The sequence below is a fragment of the Kitasatospora sp. NPDC056184 genome (assembly GCF_042268405.1).
Lineage (GTDB): Bacteria > Actinomycetota > Actinomycetes > Streptomycetales > Streptomycetaceae > Kitasatospora.
Genome location: NZ_JBHJUI010000009.1, coordinates 162,817 through 186,683, shown reverse-complemented (window position 1 = coordinate 186,683; position 23,867 = coordinate 162,817). Strand labels below are relative to the sequence as shown.

Annotated in this window: 37 protein-coding genes; 7 read left to right on the top strand and 30 right to left on the bottom strand. The window is 66.3% G+C overall.

Annotation, left to right across the window (positions count from 1 at the left end; all coding sequences use genetic code 11):
- Nucleotides 1-56 precede the first annotated feature (56 nt).
- Nucleotides 57-1,301, bottom strand: a complete 1,245-nt coding sequence (locus ACFC0B_RS20000) for a tyrosine-type recombinase/integrase (protein ID WP_376087229.1) — start codon at nt 1,299-1,301, stop codon at nt 57-59.
- Between the two features lie 32 nt (nt 1,302-1,333).
- A complete protein-coding gene (locus ACFC0B_RS19995; protein ID WP_376087227.1) occupies nt 1,334-1,762 on the bottom strand; it encodes a hypothetical protein in 429 nt (142 codons plus the stop codon).
- 299 nt (nt 1,763-2,061) lie between these two features.
- On the opposite strand from ACFC0B_RS19995, the gene ACFC0B_RS19990 reads away from it, so the two are divergent.
- On the top strand, nt 2,062-2,232 hold the full coding sequence (locus tag ACFC0B_RS19990) for a helix-turn-helix domain-containing protein (protein WP_376087225.1): 171 nt from the start codon (nt 2,062-2,064) through the stop codon (nt 2,230-2,232).
- A 59-nt stretch (nt 2,233-2,291) separates the two neighbouring features.
- Here the strand turns inward: ACFC0B_RS19990 and ACFC0B_RS19985 are convergent, their stop codons facing one another.
- Nucleotides 2,292-2,537, bottom strand: a complete 246-nt coding sequence (locus ACFC0B_RS19985; RefSeq protein WP_376087223.1) for a DUF397 domain-containing protein — start codon at nt 2,535-2,537, stop codon at nt 2,292-2,294.
- A gap of 5 nt (nt 2,538-2,542) precedes the next feature.
- The gene (locus ACFC0B_RS19980) at nt 2,543-3,409 is read right to left on the bottom strand and encodes a helix-turn-helix domain-containing protein (RefSeq protein ID WP_376087221.1); all 867 of its coding nucleotides are present in this window, start codon (nt 3,407-3,409) and stop codon (nt 2,543-2,545) included.
- Nucleotides 3,410-3,754: 345 nt separating this feature from the next.
- Here ACFC0B_RS19980 and ACFC0B_RS19975 point away from each other — a divergent pair, with 345 nt between their 5' ends.
- The 6 genes from ACFC0B_RS19975 to ACFC0B_RS19950 all read left to right on the top strand — a co-directional run bounded on the left by ACFC0B_RS19975 (nt 3,755) and on the right by ACFC0B_RS19950 (nt 8,373).
- Nucleotides 3,755-4,180, top strand: coding sequence for an ATP-binding protein (locus ACFC0B_RS19975; RefSeq protein ID WP_376087219.1), 426 nt, complete (start codon nt 3,755-3,757; stop codon nt 4,178-4,180).
- A 321-nt stretch (nt 4,181-4,501) separates the two neighbouring features.
- Nucleotides 4,502-4,960 (top strand): ATP-binding protein, encoded by a 459-nt coding sequence (locus tag ACFC0B_RS19970; protein WP_376087217.1) that lies wholly within the window; start codon nt 4,502-4,504, stop codon nt 4,958-4,960.
- A gap of 111 nt (nt 4,961-5,071) precedes the next feature.
- Nucleotides 5,072-5,212, top strand: coding sequence for an albusnodin family lasso peptide (locus ACFC0B_RS19965; protein ID WP_376087215.1), 141 nt, complete (start codon nt 5,072-5,074; stop codon nt 5,210-5,212).
- Nucleotides 5,213-5,284: 72 nt separating this feature from the next.
- Nucleotides 5,285-7,081 carry an albusnodin/ikarugamycin family macrolactam cyclase gene (locus ACFC0B_RS19960; RefSeq protein WP_376087213.1) on the top strand — a complete coding sequence of 599 codons (1,797 nt, stop codon included), beginning with the start codon at nt 5,285-5,287 and terminating at the stop codon, nt 7,079-7,081.
- The gene (locus ACFC0B_RS19955) at nt 7,074-7,805 is read left to right on the top strand and encodes a lasso peptide biosynthesis B2 protein (RefSeq protein WP_376087211.1); all 732 of its coding nucleotides are present in this window, start codon (nt 7,074-7,076) and stop codon (nt 7,803-7,805) included. The genes ACFC0B_RS19960 and ACFC0B_RS19955 overlap by 8 nt, the downstream gene beginning before the upstream one ends.
- 13 nt (nt 7,806-7,818) lie before the next feature.
- Entirely contained in the window at nt 7,819-8,373 is a 555-nt protein-coding gene (locus tag ACFC0B_RS19950) for a GNAT family N-acetyltransferase (protein ID WP_376087209.1), read from the top strand.
- A 60-nt stretch (nt 8,374-8,433) separates the two neighbouring features.
- On the opposite strand, the gene ACFC0B_RS19945 is transcribed toward ACFC0B_RS19950, so the two are convergent.
- The 26 genes from ACFC0B_RS19945 to ACFC0B_RS19820 all read right to left on the bottom strand — a co-directional run bounded on the left by ACFC0B_RS19945 (nt 8,434) and on the right by ACFC0B_RS19820 (nt 23,601).
- Complete coding sequence (locus tag ACFC0B_RS19945) at nt 8,434-8,664, bottom strand: hypothetical protein (RefSeq protein WP_376087207.1); 231 nt, start codon at nt 8,662-8,664, stop codon at nt 8,434-8,436.
- A 62-nt stretch (nt 8,665-8,726) separates the two neighbouring features.
- Nucleotides 8,727-8,876: a hypothetical protein gene (locus tag ACFC0B_RS19940; protein ID WP_376087205.1), complete on the bottom strand. Its 150-nt coding sequence runs from the start codon at nt 8,874-8,876 to the stop codon at nt 8,727-8,729.
- Between the two features lie 58 nt (nt 8,877-8,934).
- Nucleotides 8,935-9,324 (bottom strand): histone-like nucleoid-structuring protein Lsr2, encoded by a 390-nt coding sequence (locus ACFC0B_RS19935; protein ID WP_376087203.1) that lies wholly within the window; start codon nt 9,322-9,324, stop codon nt 8,935-8,937.
- A 64-nt stretch (nt 9,325-9,388) separates the two neighbouring features.
- Complete coding sequence (locus tag ACFC0B_RS19930; protein ID WP_376087201.1) at nt 9,389-9,928, bottom strand: cytidine/deoxycytidylate deaminase family protein; 540 nt, start codon at nt 9,926-9,928, stop codon at nt 9,389-9,391.
- On the bottom strand, nt 9,925-10,200 hold the full coding sequence (locus ACFC0B_RS19925; RefSeq protein ID WP_376087199.1) for a thioredoxin family protein: 276 nt from the start codon (nt 10,198-10,200) through the stop codon (nt 9,925-9,927). Before ACFC0B_RS19925 ends, ACFC0B_RS19930 begins: the two co-directional genes overlap by 4 nt.
- Nucleotides 10,200-11,957 (bottom strand): DNA polymerase, encoded by a 1,758-nt coding sequence (locus ACFC0B_RS19920; RefSeq protein ID WP_376087197.1) that lies wholly within the window; start codon nt 11,955-11,957, stop codon nt 10,200-10,202. Before ACFC0B_RS19920 ends, ACFC0B_RS19925 begins: the two co-directional genes overlap by 1 nt.
- A 69-nt stretch (nt 11,958-12,026) precedes the next feature.
- On the bottom strand, nt 12,027-12,290 hold the full coding sequence (locus ACFC0B_RS19915) for a helix-turn-helix domain-containing protein (protein WP_376087195.1): 264 nt from the start codon (nt 12,288-12,290) through the stop codon (nt 12,027-12,029).
- Between the two features lie 94 nt (nt 12,291-12,384).
- Nucleotides 12,385-12,624 carry a hypothetical protein gene (locus ACFC0B_RS19910; RefSeq protein ID WP_376087193.1) on the bottom strand — a complete coding sequence of 80 codons (240 nt, stop codon included), beginning with the start codon at nt 12,622-12,624 and terminating at the stop codon, nt 12,385-12,387.
- The gene (locus ACFC0B_RS19905; RefSeq protein ID WP_376087191.1) at nt 12,617-12,805 is read right to left on the bottom strand and encodes a hypothetical protein; all 189 of its coding nucleotides are present in this window, start codon (nt 12,803-12,805) and stop codon (nt 12,617-12,619) included. Before ACFC0B_RS19905 ends, ACFC0B_RS19910 begins: the two co-directional genes overlap by 8 nt.
- On the bottom strand, nt 12,805-12,966 hold the full coding sequence (locus ACFC0B_RS19900; protein WP_376087189.1) for a hypothetical protein: 162 nt from the start codon (nt 12,964-12,966) through the stop codon (nt 12,805-12,807). Before ACFC0B_RS19900 ends, ACFC0B_RS19905 begins: the two co-directional genes overlap by 1 nt.
- Nucleotides 12,963-13,712 (bottom strand): FAD-dependent thymidylate synthase, encoded by a 750-nt coding sequence (gene thyX / locus ACFC0B_RS19895; RefSeq protein ID WP_376087187.1) that lies wholly within the window; start codon nt 13,710-13,712, stop codon nt 12,963-12,965. The genes ACFC0B_RS19900 and thyX overlap by 4 nt, the downstream gene beginning before the upstream one ends.
- An 86-nt stretch (nt 13,713-13,798) precedes the next feature.
- The gene (locus ACFC0B_RS19890) at nt 13,799-14,281 is read right to left on the bottom strand and encodes a hypothetical protein (protein WP_376087185.1); all 483 of its coding nucleotides are present in this window, start codon (nt 14,279-14,281) and stop codon (nt 13,799-13,801) included.
- Nucleotides 14,282-14,288: 7 nt separating this feature from the next.
- A complete protein-coding gene (locus ACFC0B_RS19885; protein WP_376087183.1) occupies nt 14,289-14,456 on the bottom strand; it encodes a hypothetical protein in 168 nt (55 codons plus the stop codon).
- Nucleotides 14,434-16,455, bottom strand: coding sequence for a ribonucleoside-triphosphate reductase, adenosylcobalamin-dependent (nrdJ, locus tag ACFC0B_RS19880; RefSeq protein WP_376087181.1), 2,022 nt, complete (start codon nt 16,453-16,455; stop codon nt 14,434-14,436). The genes ACFC0B_RS19885 and nrdJ overlap by 23 nt, the downstream gene beginning before the upstream one ends.
- 10 nt (nt 16,456-16,465) lie before the next feature.
- Nucleotides 16,466-17,125, bottom strand: coding sequence for a hypothetical protein (locus tag ACFC0B_RS19875; RefSeq protein ID WP_376087179.1), 660 nt, complete (start codon nt 17,123-17,125; stop codon nt 16,466-16,468).
- Nucleotides 17,126-17,159: 34 nt separating this feature from the next.
- Complete coding sequence (locus tag ACFC0B_RS19870) at nt 17,160-17,927, bottom strand: hypothetical protein (RefSeq protein WP_376087177.1); 768 nt, start codon at nt 17,925-17,927, stop codon at nt 17,160-17,162.
- Entirely contained in the window at nt 17,924-18,364 is a 441-nt protein-coding gene (locus ACFC0B_RS19865) for a DUF3310 domain-containing protein (protein WP_376087175.1), read from the bottom strand. Before ACFC0B_RS19865 ends, ACFC0B_RS19870 begins: the two co-directional genes overlap by 4 nt.
- 70 nt (nt 18,365-18,434) lie before the next feature.
- Nucleotides 18,435-19,034, bottom strand: a complete 600-nt coding sequence (locus ACFC0B_RS19860; protein WP_376087173.1) for a toprim domain-containing protein — start codon at nt 19,032-19,034, stop codon at nt 18,435-18,437.
- Entirely contained in the window at nt 18,919-19,284 is a 366-nt protein-coding gene (locus ACFC0B_RS19855; protein ID WP_376087171.1) for a CHC2 zinc finger domain-containing protein, read from the bottom strand. The genes ACFC0B_RS19860 and ACFC0B_RS19855 overlap by 116 nt, the downstream gene beginning before the upstream one ends.
- The gene (locus tag ACFC0B_RS19850; RefSeq protein WP_376087169.1) at nt 19,256-19,417 is read right to left on the bottom strand and encodes a hypothetical protein; all 162 of its coding nucleotides are present in this window, start codon (nt 19,415-19,417) and stop codon (nt 19,256-19,258) included. Before ACFC0B_RS19850 ends, ACFC0B_RS19855 begins: the two co-directional genes overlap by 29 nt.
- Complete coding sequence (locus ACFC0B_RS19845) at nt 19,414-19,797, bottom strand: endonuclease VII domain-containing protein (protein ID WP_376087167.1); 384 nt, start codon at nt 19,795-19,797, stop codon at nt 19,414-19,416. The genes ACFC0B_RS19850 and ACFC0B_RS19845 overlap by 4 nt, the downstream gene beginning before the upstream one ends.
- A 205-nt stretch (nt 19,798-20,002) precedes the next feature.
- Entirely contained in the window at nt 20,003-20,809 is an 807-nt protein-coding gene (locus tag ACFC0B_RS19840; protein WP_376087165.1) for an AAA family ATPase, read from the bottom strand.
- Between the two features lie 81 nt (nt 20,810-20,890).
- Complete coding sequence (locus ACFC0B_RS19835) at nt 20,891-21,703, bottom strand: RecB family exonuclease (RefSeq protein ID WP_376087447.1); 813 nt, start codon at nt 21,701-21,703, stop codon at nt 20,891-20,893.
- Between the two features lies 1 nt (nt 21,704).
- On the bottom strand, nt 21,705-22,067 hold the full coding sequence (locus tag ACFC0B_RS19830; RefSeq protein WP_376087163.1) for a hypothetical protein: 363 nt from the start codon (nt 22,065-22,067) through the stop codon (nt 21,705-21,707).
- Nucleotides 22,068-22,123: 56 nt separating this feature from the next.
- Entirely contained in the window at nt 22,124-22,696 is a 573-nt protein-coding gene (locus ACFC0B_RS19825) for a hypothetical protein (RefSeq protein ID WP_376087161.1), read from the bottom strand.
- Nucleotides 22,697-23,391: 695 nt separating this feature from the next.
- A complete protein-coding gene (locus ACFC0B_RS19820; RefSeq protein ID WP_376087159.1) occupies nt 23,392-23,601 on the bottom strand; it encodes a hypothetical protein in 210 nt (69 codons plus the stop codon).
- Nucleotides 23,602-23,867 lie beyond the last annotated feature (266 nt).

The following is a 23,867-nucleotide window of genomic DNA, read 5'->3' as shown; positions in this document are numbered from 1 at the left end:
TTTGCGTTTCTGGGCACTCGCGTGACCAACCACGTGACCAACAGAAACGATCTTGCTTAGACCAGGGCCCCGAGCCCGATCCGGCTGGCGCTTGAGGCCGCCAGCTTCTTGGCGCCTTCGGCGCGACGACGGCCATAGCGAGCCATCGTGTAGCCCGGCGAGTGGTGCCGGGCGTTGGCGGAGACCTCTACCGGGTTCTCGTGGTTGTCGAGGTCGTTCGTGATCTTCGATCCCCGCCAGTCATGCAACCGGAAGTCCTCCGGCAGGTGCAGCCTGCTGCGGGCGGTCCGCCAGCGGGCGGACACCTTCTCAGGGTCCTGCGGCCCTCCGGCCTCCTTGCCCCTGTGGAGCTTGAAGCCGTCCCTGGCGAAGACAAGGCCGTGGTCCACCCATGCCGACCCCAGCCGGGCCTTCTCCCGCTGCTGGCGCTCCCACTGCCACCGGAGGACCTTCAAGAGCCCCTGGTCCACGTAGATCACCGCGTTGTCGTCACCGTCTTTGGTGAGCTTCCGCAGCCGGAACGTGTTGCCTTCCTCGACCACCACCCACGCGAGTTCGATCGAGCCCTCATCCCAGTTGATGAGGTCCCACATCCACCCCAGCACTTCACTCCGCCGGCACGATGTTGCCGCGTAGGAGGTCCAGAGCGGTGCGTCCCGAAGGCAGTGGTGGGTAAGCCCGCCATCACAGGCCCGATTGCCGCAGGGCTTCCATATCTCGCCGAGGAAGTGAGCCGTCTCCTGGTCGTTGAGGGTGGGGAAGTCGGGTTCCGCAGCCTTGATCTGCCGCTCGGTCGGAGGGCTCGCCGTGTGTGCCGGATTGGCCTTCAGGAGCTTCCGGGGACCGGTCACGGTCTCGAAGGCCGCCGAGATGGCGTTGTGGATGTGCCGGACGCTCTTCGGCCCCAGCGGCTTCCCGTTGTTCGTCCGACTGGGAGTCGTCTCAAGCATCCGATAGAAGTCGTCCAACCGATCATCGGTGACTTCGACCACCTTTTCGGCGCCCAGGTGCGGCTTGATGTGAAGCCTCACCTTCGGCTCGTATCCCTGCTTCGTGGTGTCCTCTCCCCGGTGCTGCTTCAGCCACCGATCCATGAGTTGCCCCATGGTCATGTCCGATCGAGGGGTGAGGTCGCCTTCTTCGAACTCCTTGTGCCACGTGCGAAGCGCCTTCTCCGCTTCGGTCTTGTTCTTGTAGTCCCGACCTATCCAATAGCGCTCCTGCTTGCCGGTGGCGGGGTTGAGGTGGAGAGGCGTACGGACGCCCCAGGTGTTCGGTCGGCCCTTGCGCGGGATCTCCACTGGAGTCCCCCCGAGCCCGTTGCCGCGCTTCGTCACTGGTTGTGCTGGTCTTCCTCTTCGTGCTCGGTGTGGGTGGCAAGGAGGGTGCCGGCCTTCGTGGTGAGTTCCAGTCCGCCGGCAGCGAGAAGGCCGAGATCCCTGGCCCGTTTCACCCGCTCGGACATCGTGGCCTTACCGATGCCGAGCCGTTCGGCGAGTACCTGTTGCGGAGCGCTGGCCCCGGTCGCGTCGATCCTCACCAGCTCGGCGGCGAGCAGGGCATAGTCCAGCTCGGTGCGGCAACGCGCCGGCACCGGCCAGGCCCCTTCGGTGGAGACGCCGGCCGCCAGGCGGCGAGCGGTCATCTTGATCTCTGCCAGCGGCAGGCCGACCAGGAGGGCCGAGGGGATGCCGTCCGTCTCTTCCGCCGCGATCAGGGCCTCGGAGGCCCTGTCTCCGCCCGCTGCGAGCCAGACCTTCATCTCCTGCGGGCCGCTGAAGGCCCCGCCCGGGGAACAGGTCATCTCGACACGCCACGGGCCATGCTCCTGGTGCCAGAGCAGAGCGCCGTCCTCACGCCTGGACCACCCGGCCGGCAGCGGCTCGGGGGCCGCTGCGGGTACTGATCGTTTCGGTGTCATGGGGACACCTTAGAAGCCGAACTCCAGTGAATTCAAGTTCGGACTACGTGAGTCACGCCATACCGAACTCTGATTGATTCGAGTTCGGCATCACGTAGAGTGTGGGTTGCCCGCCCCGCCGGAAGACCCCACGGAGGACGATGAACAACCTGATGAACGTTGAGCAGGTGGCCAACTACCTGAGTAAGCCACGGAGTTGGGTGTACGAGAACTGGCGCACCGAGGGCATCCCGTTCCGGAAGATCGGGCAGTCCCTACGCTGCCGGCCGACCGACCTGGAACGCTGGATCGACAGGCAGCCGGGCGCCTGACCATCAACGACAACCGCCCCGGGACCAAACGGTCCCGGGGCGGTCGCGTTCGAGCCTCCTCAGAGGCCGAGCTTCTTCCGGATGGCCTCGATGCCATCCGCCATGGCGATGAACTCCTCCGGGGTGTACCGGGTGCCCATCAGCTCAGGGTTCTGGCTGTCGAAGATGGCGACCCCGGTAGCCCGGCCATTGCCGTCCCGACCGGTCGCGGCGAAGTCAATGCATGCGCCGTTACCCTCGCTGAGCGGCGATTTGAAGCGCTCCTCCACCGGCGGAGTGATGTCGTACAGGTCTTGCTTCTCCATTGGAATCACAGTTCCTTGCTCAGCTTCTCGATCAGTTCCAGCGAACCATCCGGAGTCAACGCCTTGGACGCTAGGTAGTCAAACCGCCGCCGACGAGCGCGTACCTCCTTCGGGTCCTCATGGACCGCCACGCCCGTCCCGGTGTCCATCGTGGCTACGCCGGGATCATTCGGAGTCGGGTAGTCCAAGACGTTCAGGTTCACTTGAGTAGCCGCAGCCGCGCCAGCCGAGAACGGGATGATTCTCAGGGTCACGTTGGGCCGCTGCATGAACTCGGCGAGATGGTCAAGCTGCGACTTCATCACCACCGGACCGCCCACCTGCGCCCGGACGGCAGCCTCCGAACAAAGCGCGTCAAGTTCGGCTGGGCTGTCGGGGCGGAAGAAGATCTGCTGTCGCCGAAGCCGCACAGTGTGCTGAGTCGCCGTTCGCTCAACGCCGTTCTCCCGCACGTGGAACTCGTCCACTTCTTGCATGTACGACAAGGTCTGTGCGGGCCACGGAACCAGCGCGCCCGTTGCGATGCTGACCTTCCGTGCCGGGTCTTCCAGCTCGATCAGCCGCACCAAACTGCGAGGCAAGGCGGACAAATACTCCTCCCACCAGACCGTCTGCGATGCCCTTGCCTCCCTGATCTCAGCAAGCAGGTCAAGACGAATGGCTTCGGGAACCTGGTAGAGGTCGAGCATTGTCATCAACTGGTGGTCGGTGGGCAGTTGCCCACCCATCTCCATCAACGAGACAAGCGCCTGGCTCTTGCCGAGAGCATCGCCCACCGCGCCCTGCGTCAAACGCGGGCGCACGGCCGTGCGAAGCGCCTTCAGTCGCCGGCCGACGCTGACCATAGCCCTGCTCGCCTGCGGCTTCGCCACGCTCCGCTCCTCCCAACTCAGCATAGATGTACCTGGAGTGAGAGTAGCGCGCACAGCAATGCCCATGCCCCTGAGGAGTGAACTTTGATGGGTCATCACGAAGGGCTTGCGTACCAGCGACTAGTACTAGCAGACTCGACCTGCACCAACCGCTACGAGCCATCTGCGGAGTGTAGTGCGTCCGCGATGACGCATGGCTCCCTCCGGCCGATCTGTGGAGGAGCTGTGCAAAGAGAGTCCGTTCACGTCCATGTCAGTTCGATCGTTCGACTGATCCGATCGGAAGTCTTCGAACCCGACCCCACGTCGGCTCGCGGCGTCCGGCAGCTCATCAAGTCGTGCTGCTTGGAGATCGGCATCGACCCCGACACGCCGATGCTGCTCGCCAGCGAACTGGCGACGAACGCCGTCCGTCACGCCAAGACACCCTTCTCCGTGGCGTTCGTCTCCCTCATCGGGAGGCCGCCGTGGATCGAGGTCCGCGACTGGTCGCTGTCCATGCCGGCGCCCCGAGCCGCCGGCCCGGACGACGAAGGCGGCCGAGGGTTCGAGCTGATCGAGTCCGAGGCCGCACGGTGGCACACCGACGTGAACAAGGCCGAGGGCTTCAAGATCGTCTGCATCACTCTCAAGGGGGACTGCGATGGCGCCGGAGACGGGTACCACGTCCACGCAACTGGCGCCGGAGAACAGCGCCTCGTCTCGGCCCGGCAGCCGGATTTACATCGAAGAGCTGTCCTTCGAGCAGTTGCAGCACCTCGGCCAGCCTGAGCTTCCGATCCGACTGACGGTCAGCGGCATCGTTCCTGACCCCACCGGGGGTGAACGTCCGCCTCCCCTCTTGGAGTTGCGGTTCGATCGAAAGCTGTTGGACGACCTTGGGCAGCAGATCCAGGTAATCCAACTCGCCAACGTTCCCGCTCCAGAGCTTCTGATGGTGAAGCCCCGGTTACCGCCGATGGGGCAACACAGGAGGTCTTCTCTCGCCCCTGACGAGATCATCCGGCGTCGAGCGGCGTACGACTCCGGAACCCCTCGGGAGGTCATCGTGAGGGTGCTGGACGGCCTGAGACAGCTACGAGCGGGGATGTCGTGACCTCCGTCGCCGAGCCCCCTGTCGAAGCGGCCTCGCCCGCTCCCGTACTGGAGTTCAAGGCGCTTCTGCCCTACGCGCCCGAGTCTGCCAGGAAGGCCCGCGGCCTGGTCGAAGGGGCTCTCCGTTCCTGGGAGTTGGACACCTTGATCGAAAACGCCGTTCTGGTGGCCGACGAGCTGGTGTCGAACGCCATACAGACGGGGTGTCGGCTCCAACTCGCCCTGTCCGTTGAGCGGATCAGCGAGTTTGGGGTTCGGATCTCCGTCGAGGACGGGTCGCGTTACCCGCCCATCCTCATCAAGGCCGGTCTGCCGGCCGACCCGGACCGGGTTCCGGCGGGTGGTCGCGGCCTGGTGATCGTAGACGGTCTGTGCAAGCGCTGGGGGATCGACCTCCGTCCCCTGGGGAAGTGTGTGTACGCGGAGATCCATGCTCCTCGCCGTTCTCGGCGTTGACTCCCAAATCTCCCGGCCCAGAGAGGAAAGGGTCATCCTCTGGGCCGGGTCCAGGCTCCGCCAGGGCCTCCTGGCGGATCGTTGCACCACCTACCGGAAGGACGGTTCCTGATGGACCTGCGTGACAGCACCATCGAGGCCGGCGGGGACGACGAGTTCGACGTCACCCTGATCGGCGACGCGGCGAAGCTGACCCTGGGCCAGGGCGGCGGGTCGAGCGAGGACAAGCGGCGCGCGTACAACTGCGCCTGATCCTCTACCGGTTGGCGGTGCGGCCCTGCTCGGCGGGGCCGCACCGCTCCGTTTCTACCTAGGAGGTATGGCATGCCTTTTGGAGGGTTCAGCAGCCGCATCCGCACTCCGGTGCCGGACGGAGCGGTGCGGCCCAGCGATGCGTCCTCGGTCTGGACGTGGGGCGAGGTCATGATCCGGACCGCCAGGTCCGAGTCTGGCGGCCGGCGTCTCTCCGTGCTCGGGCCGAACAGCGCGACGGACTTCGAGCTTCAGACCCTCGCCGACTCCTCGTTGCCGCCGGATCTGGCATGGCGGTGGGCCGGCGCGTACGTGGTCGTCGAGGAGAGCGACGCCGGGACCACCCTCTACACCGACCCGGCCGCCGCCCAGCCGGTCTACCTCACGGCGCACGGGGGACGATGGGCTTGGTCGTCGTCGTCGCGGTTCCTGGCCTCCCTCACCCGGGCACCGATCGACTCGACCCGGCTCGCAACCGCCGTCTTCGCGCCCTCCCTCCCCGGCCTGGTCGCCGGCCGGACGTTCTTCCATGGGATCGAGCAGCTTCCTCCGGGCAGCAGGGTCCGGCTCGCCTCGGGATGTACGCCAGAGGTCACCATCCTCTGGCGCCCGGAGTCCCGCCACGACCACGACCCCGCGAGACACCTCCGCCGGGCTCTTGAGAGGTCAGTGCAGCTCCGCGTGAACCAGGCCGCATCGCCGACGAGTGACCTGTCCGGAGGGCTGGACTCCTCCACGATCACGCTGTTGGCGTCCAGGCACACGCCCGAGGGACTACGGGCGATCACCGTGCACCCCAAGGGCGACGAGTCGGGCGCGGATCTCCGATATGCCCGCCTGGTGGCGGCGTCGAATCCGCGGCTGATTGCCCATCACCTGATGCCACTCGGAACGGAGCACCTTCCCTACACCGCGATGACGGATGTCCCGGCTTCGGATGAGCCCGCGCCGTCCACGATCACGCAAGCCCGGCTCTTGGGGCAGTTCCGATGGATGCTCGGCGAGTTCAGTGCCTCAGATCACCTCACGGGCGACGGAGGCGACTCGGTTCTGTTCCAGCACCCTCTTCACCTCGCGGATCTCTTCCGGCACCGGAGGATCACGGCTGCCGTCAAGGAGGCGGCCGGCTGGGCCCGCCTGCGTCATCTCCCCTTCGCCCCGGTCGTACGTGATGCCGTGCGATCAGCGAGCACCAGCAGGTTCCGCGCCTTGACGGAACTGGCCGAAGACCTCGGTGGAACTCAGAGCCGTGTCCGGTGGTTCGATCCAGTGCCTTTCCCCGGGTGGGCCGGGCCTGAAGCCCTCCCGAGGCTCCGGGCTGAAATCGTCCGCGCGGCCGGGGAGCCCGATCCGTTCCTCGGGCTCGACTACAGCGTTCGCGCCCTGGTGGACGAGATCCGCGAGGTTTCCCGCACCGCTCAGGCCGACGCCGACCTCGCCCGGTCGTTGGGGCTGGAGCTGCACAATCCGTTCCTTGATCCCTGCGTGGTGGACGCCCTGCTCCGTACCCCGCTTGAACGGCGCCCGCCTGTCTACTTGTACAAGCCGGTCCTTGTCAGCGCGATGGGTGACCTCCTGCCGGCGCGGCTTGCCGCCCGGACGACGAAGGGCAGCTTCAACGCCGACCACTTCGGAGGGATGCGCGCCAACCTGAAGAGCCTGCTGGAGCTTGCCGATGGTCATCTCGCCGTGCTCGGCCTGGTCGAGCCCGCGACGCTTCGGCGCACCCTGCGCCAGGCCGCCGCCGGCATCCCGATGTCCCTGGCCACGCTGGAGCAGGCGTTGTCCGTCGAGGCGTGGCTGTGCTCCCACCGCGAACGGCCGGCTCCGGCTTGGGCCCCCGCCCCGGAAGGAAACGTCCATGCCTGATCAGCCGGCCTTCATCACCCAGCCCCGCCACATCCGTGGCGCGGACTTCGGACATGCACTGGCGCTGATCGACTACCGCAGCGGAGAGGTTCGAACGCTGCTACCCGCTGCCGCCGGGCACCTCGCCAAGGCCGCCCGCACCGGCCGGGCCCGTGACCTTCCGGACCGGCTCCTGGCCTCGCTGCTGGCCTCGGGACTCCTGATGCCCACGGAGGCCCCCGTCCCGTGGACGCCCCCGCGCCGCCCTCTGGAGGCTTGGAAGCCGAGCTGGGGAGGAGACGAGCACCGCGCCGGCTTGGTCCCGCCCCCGCGCGTGCCCCTGGGCGCCGCCGTGACCGCCTCGATCGCTCTGGGCACGGTCTTGGCAGTGAAGGCGGCCGGACCGCCCAGTGAGGCGATGCTCAGGGTCGTCCGCCTGATCCACAGGGCGGCTTCCACCTGTCTCTTGCCGGCCACTCCCGAGGAGGCCGAGAAGGCGGTGAAGGCCGTACGTCGTGCGGGTTGGTACTCCCCCGGCCGTACCGCATGCCTTGAGGAGTCGGCCGCCGCCGTACTCCTTCTCGCTGCCCGTCGCCAGGGAGTGACGTGGTGTCACGGACTGGCGTGTGACCCGATACGCTTGCACGCCTGGATTCAGACGGGTGACGCCCTTACCGCAGAGCCCGATTCGACGGCCGCGTACACGCCGGTCCTCATGATCACTGGAGCCCCCCATCGACACTGACCCGATTATCTGGATGGACGACTTCACCTGTGGGCTGGGGCCCTACCGTGGCGATCTCGTGGAAGCGTACTGGCGGTGGGAGCAGGACCCGAGCACGCTCATCGGCTACGGCCAGCAGGTGCCGCAGTCCCTTGAGGCTCGTACCGAGGGCATGCGTCACCAGCTCGCCGGCTCGAACGTCCGCTTCACGATCTACGACACCGCCGACGAGAAGCCGCCGGTCCCGGTCGGCGTGGCAACCCTGCTGCCCGATCACTCGGTCCGCACCGCGGAGTTCGTGATTCTCATCGCGCCCGAGGCGCGCGGTCGTGGCATGGCCGCCAGGGCAACGCGCCTGACCTTGGACTATGGCTTCCACGTCTCAGCGTTCCGGATGATCTGGCTCAAGGTGCTCGCACCGAACGTTGCGGCGATCCGCTCCTACGAGAAGGCCGGCTTCAAGCAGGCCGGCACCCTCCGCCAGGCCGGCTACTGGCGTGGGAAGGTGTGTGACGAGCTGGTCATGGATGCGCTTGCCGAGGAGTTCACGGGCGTGTCCTTGCTCCCCAAGACCCCCACCCGGAGCTGACCCGAGAAACAACGAAGGCCCCCTCTGGCTAGCACCAGAGGGGGTCTTTCGCGTACAAACTTAGCTGGATGCCGTGATGATCATTTGCAGATCACCGCCTTCCGGCATGCCTGTGAACGACGCCAGGACGGCCTTGCCTTCACGGGCGCGGGCGGCAGCTCCAGGGGTGAACCCCTTGAGCAGGTCGTGATAGGTCGCGCGGAAGCCGGCCGGGTCGGGCATCCGGTTGGCGATGGTGTCGATCAGGAAGCCGATCGAGGCGTGCAGCTCGGCTTCGTGGATGCCATCCACGTGGCCGTGCTCCAACGGGCAGTGCGGGTGCCCCTCGGGGGCGAACTCGATGCGAAAACGCACTACTCGATCACGTCGCCTTCGGTGTTCTCGGCGTACACGTCATCGTCCCCGGCAGCGCGGCGCCGCTCCACCTCGTTGGCGGCCTGCTCGCGGGTCAGGTTCTCGGCGTACGGCGTGCTGCTGACGCCCCACACGGTCCAGTCGTTCATGTCTCTCCCTTGGATGACGAAGGGGGCCTCCGAGGAGGCCCCCGAAGCGGTTGTCAGGTCAGTTGGTGTGCGCGGCCTCGTACGCCTCGACGATGTTGCGGGGCACGCGGCCCTGCGCCTTCACGTTCGGGAACCCGTGCTCCCTGGCCCACGCGCGGATGGCGTCGTTCTCCTCCGAGGTACGGCCGCTGCCGGCACTGCCGGCCTGCCGGCCGCCGTTGCTGCGGGCCTGCTGCACCGGGGCCTGCTGGGGACGCTCCACGGCCAGGCCGGCGGCCTCGATGCTCTCCTCGACGGCCTGAAGCGCCTTCTCGTACGCCTCGCTCTTGGCCTGGAGGTCCTTGATGACCTTCGGGTCGTCCACCTCGCCCTTGTAGGTGGTGCCGTTCACGTCGAGGGTCACAACCTGGACAACCTTCATGATGTTGCTTGCTCCTTCGTCTTCCATGCTGTGAATGGTAATACCAGACATCCGAATGGATGCCGGAACGTGAAAAGAATGACTATTCGGTCTACTGGATGCCGCTCGTGCGGTATCGGCGGGCCACGGTTCCCCGGGCGAGTTCGTAGGCTTCTCGATGCGACAGCGCCCGGCTTTCGTCCTCCGTGAGCGGCGCGCTCTCGATGTCTTCGACCTTAGTCATGGCCGCGTTGCATGTCAACCTGTCGTCCGGTTGATAGGGCCATCGGACCGTTTCGATCCCTGCCGCTCGGATCATCTTCGAACAGGACTCGCAGGGTTCCCGAGTGACGTAGAGAGTCGCACCGATGCAATCCGCCCGATTGGCGTACAGCAGGGCATTCGCCTCGGCATGGATCTCAACGCATCCGTCGTAGGACGATCCGGAGGGCACTGCGGACAGGCATCGCGGGCATTGCCCTTCATGGCAGGAAGGCCCGCCGGGAGGCGATCCGTTGTAGCCGGTGGAGACGATCCGCTTGTCCGGCGAGACGAGCACGGCGCCGACCTGGCTGCGGATGCAGTCGCCCCGCAGGGCGACGGCCGCCGCGATGGTGTGGAAGTACAGCTCCCAGTTCGGCCGGCCGCTCACAGTGCCTCGCCCTGGTCGAAGAGGTCGCGGACGGCCTTGGCGTCCAGGCCGCCGACCTTGCGGCCGATCTCGGCGTCCAGGTCGAAGCCGAGCAGGGCCGGCACCCCGCGAACGTCGTACTCGGCGAACAGCTCCGGGGACTTCTGAAGGTTGACCTCCTGGACCAGGAGGCCGCGTTCCTCGGCGGCCTGCTGGACGACCGGCTTGGCCTTGGCGCACGGCGTGCAGGTGTCGGAGGTGAACAGGAGATAGCGGGTGGTGTGCTCGGTCATCAGGCTGCTTTCTGCTCGTACTTGCTGCCCCAGGAGCGGCCGGCAACTTCGAGGTCGGTGTCGATGAGCACGCCCGTCATCTGCTGGCGCATGATGCGGGCGGCTTCCTTGCCCATCTCGTGTGCCTGGCCGGCCGGGAAGGAGAACACCGCCTCGTCGTGCACCGGAAGGCGCATGAAGGGCGTGTATCCGGCTTCGTGGAGCCGGATGAGCGCCGAGCCGGTCACGTCCCGACTGGTGCTCTGGATCATGTAGTTGAGGGCGGAGTATGGGCGGTCGTCATCGACCACGAGCCGCCGGCCGACCGGCGTCTCCACGTGGCCGCTCCGGATCGCCTTCTTCGACAGCAGCTCGTTGTACTTGGCGAGGCCCGGATAGGTCTTCCAGAACGCCTTGATGACCGCCGCGGCCTCCCTGAAGGGAAGTCCGCTCTGTTCGGTCAGGGCCTTCGCCCCGCCGCCGTACGCGCTGAGGAAGTTGGTCATCTTGCCGATACCGCGCGGGACCTTCGCGCCGTCCGCCGTGATCTGGTGGAGGTCCGCGCCTTCGAGGAAGGCCCGCATCATCACCGGGTCCTGGCTGAGCGCCGCCGCGACGCGAAGCTCCTGGGCCTTGTAGTCCACGGCGGCCGTGACGTGCCCCTCGTCGGCGATGAAGCAGTTGCGGACGTACGGGTCGCCCGAGGGCAACGTCTGGGCCGGAATGCCGGTGATGCTCATCCTCGCCGTGCGGGCCTGGATCGAGTTGATCGACGCATGGCACCTTCCGTTGGGATCGGCGGTCTCAAGGAATGTTTCGAACCATGTCTTGGCCCACTTCCCGGCCCTCTTCCCTTCGATGATCGCTTCGACAAGCGGGTCATCCCGGTGAGCGCTCAGGAGAACCTTGTCCACCTTGTAGTCCCCGGAGGGAGTCCGGTCCTTGATCTTGATTCCGCGACCGATCAGCGCCTCGGCGACCTGCTTCGGGGAGTTGATGTTCTCCAGTCCGAAGAACAGGGCCTTGGCCTTCCAGAAGTCCTCTTGCATCCGCAGGCGCATGGCCTCGGTCTTCGTGTAATCGCGGTCGAGAAGGTATCCGGTGCGCGCCATGTAGGCGCATATCTCCGCGAGCTTGTGTTCGTACGGGATGAGCCGGTGACTGGACGCCGGAACCATCGGACCGAGCTTCATCGCCAGCCGGTAGGAGAGAACGGGGTCCATTCCGGCGTAGAGGTTGAAGACGGGATCTTGGAGATCCACGATCCGCCAGATCTTCGCCTTGGTGGTCTTGTACGCCTTCGCCAGCCCGCCCATGGAGCCCTTGACCCGCTCCGCAGTCTCCTTGCAGAGATAGCGGCCGGTCATGAACTCCAGGTCGTGACCGAAGCCGTCCTTCTTTCCCCGGGAGTCCACCAGGTGTCCGAGGATGCGATTGTCCACGAGCTTCGGGAACATCGTCTCAGCCTTGACCCCCCATGCCTGATCCATGGACAGGAAGTCGAACGTCCCGTTGTTCATGAACACCTTGGCGAGGTGCCCGAGCGCTGCGATCGTCTCGGCCTGGAACTCCGCACCCTGCTCGACGGGGAGAATCCACGACTCGTCGGCATTGCCGAACTGGGCGAGCCTCACCCTGTAGTCCGGCTGGAAGACCTCCAGCCCGGTCGTTTCCAGGTCGAATCCGAGGCCGCGCTGATTGCGCCGGATGAACTCCCGGAACGCATCGAGGTCTTCGGGGTGCTCGACTCGATGCATGGTGATGGGCTGGCCGGCCATCCGATAGCACCAGCTACGCACCGACCCACCTTTCATTGCGTTGCATGTCAACCTTTGGTGCTGCGTCGGTCATGCGTAGTACTTGCGCCGGATGATGCGGCTGATCGTCGCCGGGTTCACGCCGTACAGGTCGGCAAGTTCCTTCTGCGTGTAGCCGTCCGAGTCGTAGGCGAGGCGGATGCGCTCGGCGTCCTCACGGCTGAGCTTCTTGCGGTTGGTGCGGGTCTCAAGCTCCGCACGCAGCAGCTCGGCGTCACGCTGGGCCGCCCGGAGGCGGACTTGGGTCTGGGCGAGTTCGCGCCGCAGCAGGCGGTTGGACGGTCCGAAGATCACTTCGTGGTTCCCTTCCGGCCGAAGGCCAGGCCGATGATCAGGAGGAGGTCGAGCAGGAGGTTCGTGGTGATGAGCACGTGCACCAGGGCGTCACTCACTCCGCACCGCCCGAGGTCGCGCTGTCGATGAACGTCAGCACCAGGTGCGCCGCCAGGTCCTCCGGCAGGCCGGTGCGGGCGTGGGCGTAGAGGCCGGCCGCCGAGTCGGCGACCTGCCGGTACAGGTCGCCGGCCAGGGCCAGGCCCTTGGCGGCCTCGTCGCGGATGGCGCCGCTTGCGGCCTGGTCCATCTGATCGGCCAGTTCGCGGAACACCTTGTCGAAGTCGTCAGACACCGGACTCCTCCGCGATGCCCTCGAAGGTGACGCTCACCAGGTCGGGGACGTACTCCTCCGGCATCTGCGCGAACGGGTTGTGCCGGGCGTCGAAGTCGGCCATCTCCTGGGCGGTCGAGCACCCGGGGTAGTGCTCGGCGTCCGCCCAGTACTCCATGACGGCCGTCACGCGGACCTTCATCACTTGCTCTGTTCCTCTCGCAGTCGGGCCAGGCTCTTCTTGTCGAGGTAGAGAGGCCCGTCGAACTCGGGTGTGTAGTTGGCCGGCACCGCGCGCCGGCCGCAGTTCAGGCAGTCCGCCGTCATCTCGGCGTAGCCGTCGAGGCACCACGTGCACTTCACTTCGTCAGCTCCGCGAAGTCGTAGTCCTGGCCGGCCGGACGCTCCGGGATGTCCTGGAAGCAGGACGGGGCCAGCGCCTTCATCCACGACAGGATCTCGGCCGCGAAGCGGCTGATCTCGGCATCGGCGGCGACGTGGTGACGCTTGGCGATCACCTCGCGCCACGCCCGCAGGTTGCCCGTCACCACCAGATCGACGGGCGCACAGTTCGGCAGGACCGCGCGGGCCGCCTCCCGGGCCTGCTTCCGCTTCAGGCCGCCCTCGGTGAGGGTCTTGACGAGAGCGGCGTACTCCTCGGTCAGCTTCTCGTACAGCGGCTCGATGACCTCCTCCGCCAGGCCGGGCACCTCGGCGACGGCCGGCGGGATGACCGGGCGAGTCTGGCTGTAGTCCACGAAGCGCTGCGACTCCACTGACAGCGACAAGTGCCGGTGCCGGGACAGCTCGGCAAGCAGGGCGCGGCTGACGCCCTGGACGTAGAACGTCGCGCTGGCGTGCTCCATGATCGAGAAGTGCCCCTGGTCGATGATGTTCGCCATGTAGCCGTCCACGTGGGCCGTCGCCGGGTTGGGCCGCTGCCACGACTTGTAGCAGGCGCGGCCGGCGAACTCGGTCAGCCGTTCCGCGGTGGTCCCGCCGTCCGCAATCCCCCACACGTTCCTGGGAGTTGGGTCGTAGCCGAGCTGTTCGCACAGCTCGTCGAACTCCTCGCTGAGCATGGTCGAGGCGATGAAATGGACCTGCATGGGACGTTCCTTGTCAGCTGGAAGGGACGGGCGGCCGGCCGGAGCCGGCCGCCACGTTGCATGTCAACCTCGGGTGCTGGCGAGGATCAGTTCTCGAAGATGGGCTTGGCGTCGCGGTCGTTCGGGTCGATCCACATCCGGTACGCCTTGCCGGACTTCTTCGAGACGCCCGACTTGAAGACGTAGTGCGCGGGCACGTTGGCCGGGCGTGCCGGCTGCTGGGCCGACGCCTCGTTGCCGCCGCCGCTGGCGGCCTGGGCCGCCTTCGGGGCCCCGGTCGAGGCGAAGTACGCGCCGACCTTGGCAACGTCGTCCACCAGGGCCTTCAGGGCCTCCTTGTCGGCCATCTGGGCGTGGGCGTCCCGCAGGTTCGCGCCCCGGAAGACGATCCACGGCGCGTCGTAGCCGCTGCCGCCCTTCAGGGTGATGCTGACGCCGGTCTCGGAGTGCTCGGGGGTGGTGGTGGTCACGGTGGTCTCCTTCGTGGTGCTGGTGGTGTCGGCCGGCTCGGTGGAGCCGCCGAAGGGGTCGGTGGTGGTGTCGTTGTCGGCGAACGGGTCGTAGGTCATCGGGTCCTCAGATCGGGTCGTAGTTCGGCGTGCACCTCGGGCACGCCAGGGCTTCGACGCCGCCGGCATCGACGGGCGTCATGTCCTCCTCGGGGACCTCCTTGGCGGTGCAGACCTCGCAGTCCGCCAGCCAGGGAAATCCCGCGTCGCTCCTAGCGCACTGGGCAAGCGCCACTGCTGCACTCCTCATCGACGCCATCGGCGACGGCCCGCACGGCGGCCTGCTCGTACTCGGCCTGCGTGATCCGCTCGTACGGGCTCTGCGGCCGGCTCTGCTCGGGGAAGACGGTCGTCCCCTTGAGGACGGGGCCGAACTCCCGGATCAGGTCCGCGACTTGGAGTGCGCTGTACCGCTCGGGCCGGACGTTCACGGTGTAGCTGACCGCGTTGTCCGCCCAGTGCTCCTGGTAGAGGAGCTGCACGCTCAGCATCTCGGCCGGCGTCAGGTCGGAAGCCGACTGCACGATGACCTGGGCGGCCTCCGGCCCGTGGATCTGCTCCACCTCGGCCAACAGGCTGTCCTTCGTCGGGATGGTGACCACGGCCGTGTTCTGGGCGTACTGGCAGGGCTCCACGTGGAAGCCGAGCCGCTGGTACTCGGCGAGCTGCTTGGCCTGGTCCTCGTCCACCGTCGAGAAGCGGATGCGCCGCAGGAAGTACGGGGCGAAGATCGCGTGGATTCCCTCGCTCACCCCGACGAGCTTGGCGATGGTGCCGGTCGGCGCCACGGTGCGGGTCTTGACCGGCCGGGGAATGCGAAGGTCGTGGCTGTAGCAGTCCGCTTCCTCATCGACCACCGCCGCCATGTCCTCCAGGAGCGCGATGATCTCCGGGTGGTGCGGGGCGTCCGAGTAGCGGATGCCCAGCTTGGCGAGCATGCCGGCCAGCCCAAGGTGCCCGACACCGATGCGCCGGTTGCGGGCGAGCGTGGCGGCCTGCTTGGGGTCGTTCACGTCCCCGTAGGTCGCCCTGATCAGGAACCGGGTCATGAGGCGGTGCGCGACCATCAGGCCGGCCTTGTCGAGGCGGCCGGCCTCGTCCACGAAGGCCGCCAGGTTGACGTGCCCGAGGTTGCAGTTCTCCCACGCCTCAAGGCCGATTTCCCCGCACGGGTTCGTGGCGATCACCGGGTTCGGCTCGCCCTGGTTGGCGTACTCCGAGTTCCAGATCCCCGGCTCGCCGTTGGCGATCATCCCTTCGGAGATCCGGCGCAGGGTCGCGGTCGCGGCCTGGTCGCCCTCGGCCAGTGCCCGGAAGAACGCGTTGTCCACCTCCACGGAGATGTTCGTCGTCCAGTGGCGGGTGAAGTCCCGCTTGCAGTCCAGGAATTCGCCGATCTGCTTGTCATCCCACCGCATGATGGCCATGCGGGCGGAGCGTCGCACGCCGCCGGAGACGACGCATTCGGCAATCGCGTGGTCGATCGCCATGGCGTCCAGGCCGAGCATCTTGGCGTTCGGCCGGCCGGCCACCTCGTTCATGACGGCCTGGACCTCCCGCAGCATCCTCGCCAGAGGCCCCGGCCCCGAGGCCGTACCGCCGAAGGTCTTCAGCCGAGCCCCGGCCGCGCGGACCCGGGACACGTCGTAGACGCGGTTCCGGTGCTGCACGTCGGCCGAGTAGTACGTGCCCATCAGATCGACCAGCGCGGCCGACCAGCCTTCCCGGCTGTCCTCCACCTCGAAGGCCCCGTCCCAGTCGGGATCGTAGGTGCCGGAGATCAGGCCGGCGGCCTGCATCTCCTCGTAGTCCTGGTGGGCCGGGTCGCAGACGATGTGAACCTCGTGCTCCCGCTGCACCAGGCCGTAGCCGTCGAGGTGGCGGTTCGAGTAGTTCGCGCCGACGCCTCCGCCTTCCATGAGCCGCATGAACGTGAAGTCGAAGTGCTCCGCGGGCGTCGAACTCCAGCCGCTCACATGGCAGTTGAAGAGGTACTGCCGTCCCTTGACGCCGCTGGCCCACAGGTGCCGGCCAGCGGGAAGGATCTTGAAGCCGGTCATCATGTCGATCAGCCGCTCACGCTCGCCTTCCAGCAGATGCGCGGAGTTGAGCTTCAGGTTCCCGTCCACGACTCGGGTCACCGTCTCCGGCCACTCCTCGCGGGTACCGTCCGGCTTCTTGCGGGAGTACGTCCGCTCGTAGACATCCTGGCCCGTCTGATGCGGGAAGTGCATTGCCGTCCTCTCAGTAGTTCGTATCGGTCGCGCGGCGGGCAGAGGTGCCGCCCAGACAGGCCCGGCTTCCGACGCCCTCATAGTCGATTTCCGCTCGGGCCCGACTGGTGTTCATATGCTTGGCCAGGGCTTCGATCGCCCGGCTCAGGGTCCCACGGCTAGGGATCTCCACGCCCAGGACGTACCGGTCGATGATGACCTGACGGTAAGCCTCCTTCAGTCGGCCCATCCCGTATTCCAGGTCGATCTTGTCGTCATGGGTGACGCGCTCGGCGAGGTCCTTCTTCGACTTCCGCCCCGTCACCAGCACTTCGACCTGGGCGTCCATCAGGCTGGCTGCCTCCGGGCCTTCCAGGAGGCCCCGTTCGAGAAGCCTCCGCACATCCCACGTCGAGTAGTAGTGCTGGAAGGTGAACCGCCGGTACTCGTTCATCAACTGCGACGCGCACTGATCCGCCATCATCCGAACCAGTCGGCCAGTCGAAGCCTCACCGTAGTCCAGCGACTTCCGGACGAATCCCGGGGATTCGACCATCTTCAGAAGGACTTCCTGTTCGATGTCCCCGGCATCCAGTGCGGTGCCCCAGCTCCGAGCAACGGTGACCGATGCCCGCCGGACCTTCCCCTGAAGGCCCTCCCACTGCTCCGCAGTGATCTCGCTGCCCTGCATTCCGATCCTCTCAGGCGCTACGTTGCATGTCAACCTAAAGGCGGTAGACCGAGCCGTCCACGATGAACTGCCCCCGCCCGATCCGGACCGGAGTCACCTGGACGTGCTCGTGGTTCACGTCCACCAGGCCGAAGCCCTGCTGCCAGTTGCCGGAGTACCCGGCCAGGTACTTGGCCTTCTTCCGGTCCATGAGGTTGCCGACCTCCATGCCCGTCAGGGTCATGGACATCCCGTCAACACCGGTCGTGTGGGAGCCCACGCCGAGCCGATGCGTGTGCCCCATGACGATGTTCCGCCCGAGCTTCTTCGCCGCGTTCAGCGCGGTGTTCCCGGCGATCTGGGACAGCCCGATCTTCCCCAGGTGCCCGTGCGTCATCGTCCACCTGGGCGCGAAGTGGTAGAAGTCCGGGATGAATTGGATGCCGAAATCATCGAGCCGCAGCAGGGCCCGCTCGGAGAACACGCCTTCGTCGGCGATGGCCGGCGCGTACTTCTCGGCGTACTTCATCGGCCGCTCGCCGTGGTTGGAGCCGAGCAGTACCGAGGGGCCGTCGAACACCTTCCGCAGCTCCACGCAGTAGTGCTTGCGAGCGAAGGCGGCTTCCTCGAAGACGCTCTCCTGGTACTCCGCCCGGGTGTCCTTCGTCCAACGCCCCGGCGAGGTGTAGTCGTTGATGTCGCCGATGTTCACCACCTCGTCGGGCTTGTAGTCGGCGATGAACCTCAGCACCGCCTTCCAGGCCCGCCGGTCGTGCAGCGGCATCTGAAGGTCGGAGACGACCACATAGCGCTTCGTCGTCATCGGCCAGCCTCCGCCTTCTCCAGCCGGGCAATCTCCCGCCCGATGTACCACACGGCCTTCCGCAGGTCTTCCACCTCGGTCGCCGCGGACTTCAGTCCGGCCCTGGCCACGTACTTCACCGCGTTGCCCCGGTTGAAGTTCAACTGCTCAGTCAGGTCGATGACTTCGAGCCCGGCATAGGCCGTGTAGTGCGCGGGATGGTTCACCGCGTCGTGGTCCTGGTCATCCAGGCCGGCGCGCTCCTCGCGCTCCCCCTTGAAGGCCAACCTCATGATCTCCTGTTCTCTGTTCGTACCGAGGGCCGCCTTCAACGGCCGCTCGAACAACCTCAGTTCGTCCTCACCGAAAACGCACTGCCCGCCTCCGGCGAGGTCCACATCGACGCCCCAGTGATCACCGGGCCGCACCGCCGCCACCGCGCCCTTGAGGCCCTTCATGTGAGCCAGGCCACGCCCGGGGCGAACGACCTCCACCACGTCACCTTCAACGAATCGGCTACGTTGCATGTCAACCTCCGATCCGCGAAAGAAGTGCCTGGCGGCCCTGGGAGAGCACCAGCGAGTTCACGTCCTGGCCCGCCGGCATCTCGATGACCCGGGCGTTGGGGAGCTGCGCCTTCACATGGTCGGCGAAGTCGCGGCCGGCGTCGTCGCCGTCCGCCAGGATGTACACCCACTCGTACCCGAGGAACGGTTCCCGAAAGTGCGGCTTCCAGCTCGCCGCACCGGGCACGCCCACCGCGTCAACTCCGCACGCCTGCGCGGTGATCGCATCCAGCTCGCCTTCACAGATGGCGATCGTGTCGGCGTCCTGAAGCAAGGCCCTGGTGTTGTACAGGCGCGGGGTGTCCCCCGCCACGGTCATGTACTTCGGGCCGTCGCCGACCAGGCGCCGGAAGCGCAGGCTGACGACCGCCCACCGGTCTCCCGGGGCGACTCGAAGGTAAGGGATCGCCAGGCATCCCCGGTACTGGCCGTGCCCGGGAAGCGGGTCATCGACGTAGCCAAGGCGGAACGGGCTGTGCACGCTCCCCAGTCCCCGGCCGACCAAATACTCTTCGGCCGGACTGCCTTTCAGGCTGGCCGCGTAGCGGCTGGTGGCTTCCATCAGAAAGCTCCGCTGCTCGGCGCTGAGCATCGGCAAAGCTGACACCCTCCATCTCTCGAATGATGCTGATCACATCGCCGCGGAATCCGCAGGAGTGACAACGGACCGCCCCCTTACCGAAGTTGACGGCCGCTGACGGCCGCGACTCCGGATGCGAGGGACACAGGGTCGGAACCCAGCCGGACCGTTCGGCCGGCGGCTCCCATCCCTCGAAGTAGTGCTCAAGCACTCTCACGATCGGCGCCGTCATCCTCGCCTTCGTCCTTCTTCCTCACAGTGACGGGGAACTCCCGGCCTGCCTCGCTCATGAGCTGCCAGGTCGGATCGAACCGCTTCGGCCGGCCGATGCCCGGCCCGAACGCTTCGTCGTAGGTGTTGGTCATGTCTCCTCTGGATTCATCGGGGCCCCGCCGTACCAGCGGCGCCCGAGGATGCGATCACAGGGGTACGACTCCAGGTAGTCAGCAGCCGCCCGCAGTCGATCAGGCTTGTCCCGGGCTGCGGTCAGCAGCCGGCCGTTGCACATCCGGCAAAGCAGTCCCCTGATCGCCCCCGTCTTGTGGCAGTGGTCAACCGACAGGCGTTGCTTGCGGGTTCCACCGCAGATGGCGCACACGCCCCCCTGGGCCGCGAACAGCCGGTCGTACTCCCCCGGGGCCAGGCCGTAGACCTCCCGCATCCGGGCCTCATGGCTGGCCTTGCTCCTGGTCGTCTTCCGGCAGGTCGAGCAGACCCGCCCACGCTGGCCTTCGAAGAAGCGCACTGCGCGGCTCCGCTCGCACTTCGAGCACTGCCGGTACCCGGCCCGTGTCACCCGCTCACCAGGTGCCAGGAGTCGCACGACCTACGCGGCACCAGCCGCACCCCAGACCGCTGAGCCACGGCCGCCGCAGCGCCCCGGCTTCGGAAACTGCGCTCACCGCAGCGAGCGCACCGTTTAGCCTTCATCGTTGTATGTCAACCTTTCGTCAGACGGGATCGGCGATCCGCATGCGGTCGCCGTCGAAGTCGAGTTCCACGAAGGTCTGCCCGCTCGGGTCAGCCCGGCCCCCTCGGTTCTTCACCGTGGACACGCACAGCTTGTCGGACTCGACCCCGGGAATCCCTTCGATCTTGTGGAGCGTCAGGATCATCTCGGGAACTCGGCCGATCTGACCCTTCACACCGCTCAAGGGAATGGGCTTGTCGGCATCGTTGTACGGGCCGGTCACGTGGTGCAGACCGATCACGCACGCCATCGTGGCGCGGGCCATCGTGTGAAGGTAGTCCATCAAGGATTCCAAGCCCTTGAAGGGGTCATCCACGTTCCCTTCCCCAGCGCCCCGGACGTTGGTGATGTTGTCCACGACTACCAGCCACGGGTATTCACCGAAGACTTCCTCCCACGATTCGATGCTCGATTCGATCGTTGACAGGTCTGGACTCGCGTCGTAGATCATCCGGACAGGCCGGCCGGGAAGCTCCGCCATCACCTCCATGTCGTCGTCCCGCACAGCCCTGATCGACTCGCGCATGGTCCGGCCCGTCAGAATGCTGATGGAGCGGGCGAGTTGGACGAAGGCGTCACTGTCCGCCGAGAAGTACAGCACAGGCACACCGGCCTGAAGCGCGTAGGCCAGCACCAGGGCGCTCTTGCCGGTTCCCGGCCCGGCCGCGACAAGTGCGAGCTGCCCGCGCAGGAACCGGGTGCCGGCGTCCTCCAGTCCCCGCCACACGGTAGGCAGTGGCTCGCCGGCCGATCCCCGGACCCGGCGACTCTGTTTCAGGGTGTACAACCCCGACCCTCCAACCTAGTTACTTAGTTACCCAGTTACGTTGCATGTCAACCTTGCGAGCGAAGAAGAGGTCTTGCCTCCCTACACCGCGAACTCGCACGAGAGGCTGACCGGACAGAAGTTGCAGTTCTCCCGGCTGGGCTTCGGCTCGAACTCCCCGGCCTTCACCGCCTGGTCCATCTGCTTGAACACGGCGTCCACCTCCGGCCGGCCCCAGTCGGCCAGGTCGTACGGCTTCGTCGGTCCGCCCTTGCGGTTCTTCGTCCGCCCCATCCAGTAGTCGCCCTGGTCCAGCCGCAGGCCGGGCAGCACGGCCCCGAACATGTCCTCCACCGCGCGGGCGTACACCGCTAGCTGGAAGTCGTCCCCGGGGGTGCTGCCCGTCTTGATGTCGCGCGGGATCACCCCGTACTCCGGGTGGTCGATGAGCTGGTCGATGTAGCCCACCACCTTCACACCGTCGCACTCCATGTCGAAGCGCAACTCCACGGCCGGCACGTCGTCAGGTGTGATCCACACCTTCTCTTCCGGTGCTCGGACCTCGTAGTACTCGATGTACCCGGCCACCTGGTCCAGCCCGATGGCGAACCGGCGCTCGATGTCCTGCTCTCCCTTGTACGGGCCGCTGGCGAACCAGTAGTCCAGGTTCGGCGTGGTCTTGCACATCCGGTTGGTGTGGGCCGCGTAGGCGTCCCGGTATCGCTCCTGGGTCTCCTCGGTCGTGCCGCTCCGCATGGTGTTCTCCCACCACTCCGCGGCCTCGTGGACTGCAAGCCCCTGGGCGAGCCAGGCCGCCGGCCTGGCCCACACCTTGTCTACCCGCTCCAGCTTGTAGGCGTAAGGGCACTTGTCGTACGCCTTCACCTGGGACACCGAGCGGTGCATCGTTCCCACTTCAGCCAACGACTGTCACCATCCCCTTCGTCATCTTCTTCATCGTCAACGCCGCGATCTGCTCGGCCTCGGCCTGGAGCTGGTCCACGGTGAGTACGCGGCCGAAGTCCGCGTACACCCAGTCAATGCGCCGATTCCCCCCGAACTCGTCGTCGGGACACTCGACTCTGCTCAACAGGTAGCAGGTTTCACGGCCGATGAACTCTGCCAGGTCAGGCGAGAGTTCAGCCATGTCTAGGTAGAGGGCACTCGCCGAGATCGCCACGACCTCAGCACTACCCATCGCATGCCTCCACCCCACAATCACCATCGGATGGTGAATCCAGAGAAGCCCAAGGCGAAGCAGTTCGAAGTGGAAATGCATGGGTATCCATTTCAGACCGGGGGAACTCCGGCGTCCCCCCGGCCATGGTCATCATTCTATTTTGGCAGGGTTAGCAGAGGCCGGTTGAGTGGGGTGATCACCGTGTGCTCGTTCGCTCGGATGATCAGGTCCCCGTCACTGGCCTCGCGTGGACAGTAGTCCCATCCGCCGGCCGGAGAGATCCCCGGCTTAGGCGGGATACTCGGATCGAAGACGACGATGACATTCTCGTCAGTCAGCTTCCGAATGAACCACTCGACTCTCTTCTCTCCATCCTCGCTCAACTCCCCGGGAGCGAAGACGCTCACCATGTAGTCCCGCACTCGCATGAACGGCGCACACCTCTGCTGGGCGGACACCACCTTGCACGGGAACATCTTGAGTGCCTGACGCCTCTTGGTTTCCCAAGGAATGTCATAGACATCAGACATCTTGCTCACGGCCTGCCGGCTCACCCCGAAGTGCTTGCCGATCTGCTGCTGATTCCAGCCGTGGTCTTTCAGCAGTTTGATGCCGCTCGGGGTCATCGGCCCTTCGGGTAGCTGCTCCTCGGAGAGTTCCTTCCTCCCAGAAGTATCACCGTTCATGACTTGCCCCGTTTCTTCTCTCCTCGAAGGTATCTCCATCACGTTGCGACCCCCACCTTATGGTTGACATGCAACGTAGTCAAACACACTCGGCGGGTGTCGTGGGCCACAGGTACCCCAGGTGGGGCGGCGGGACACCTCTCCAGAGGTGACCCACCGTACGAACAAACTGTCGAAAGTGAACGGAGAGTGATCATCTCTGGTCGCTCCGTGCACCAAACAGAAACTATGAAATGGCAAAGTCCAGACCAACGGCCTACTACCTGCGGAGGAGGTGACCCCCGCCAAAGGTCGGGGCACCCCCTTGCCGACTGACCAGTAAGCCCTGTCGCTCGCACTCGGTGTGACGTGGTGCACAGACATGACGCTCCTTCTGTCGCAGATGCCGGCCGCCACCCCACCCGGGTACCCGAGCCGGGCATCCAGGTGGCGGGAGGCCCCAGCCCGGGGTGCCCAACCGGGGGGTACCCGGCCGGGGGGTACCCAATCCGGGGGTACCCAAGGCAGGGGGTGCCGGCCGGGGAGGGGGAGGGAGGGACGGGGGGGGGGAGAGGGAGAGGGTGAGGGGAGGGGAGAGGGAGGGGCAGGGGGAGGAGGAGAGGGGGGCGGAGGGGGAGGGAGGGGGCACAGGAGGGCGAAGTGGACAGATCAGACAGAGCGGGTATCGTGGGTGCCCCGAATTGGTTTGGACCACTGAAAGATCACCAACTAACTGCCACCATGAGCCACTTCATCAGTCAGGCGTCGAGTCGGATGTCCCAGACGTTTCCGGGCAGCTTTCCGAGCCAGGCCGCGAGGCAGCTCCGTGCCATTTCCGCGGTGACCCCTTCGGCTGCCAATTCCGGCTGCATCTCGCTCCAGAACTCGACCAGGGTGCCGGCCTGGTGGATCAGGGCCGCAGCGATGCCGGCCTTCTGCTCTCGGGTCAACCTGGTGGCCTCTTCCATCTCGATCCTTTCAATTTCTGCCGGCCGACTGCCGGCCTCCTTCGCGCGCGTATATACACGCGCGTATACGCGCGCGAGAGACTTGCTGGCTTCCCTGGCCTCGACCAGGACAGTGCCGGCGGGCAGCTCGGCGCCGACGAGCCAGGCCGCCCACCCTCGGTGACGCAAAGTGGTGTGATGGTGACGCCTCACCTAGTAGTCGCTCTACGCCAGAGTGAGGCCCGTCACACCAGCAGCTCCCGCGCCGATTCGCCGGAAAGTCCACG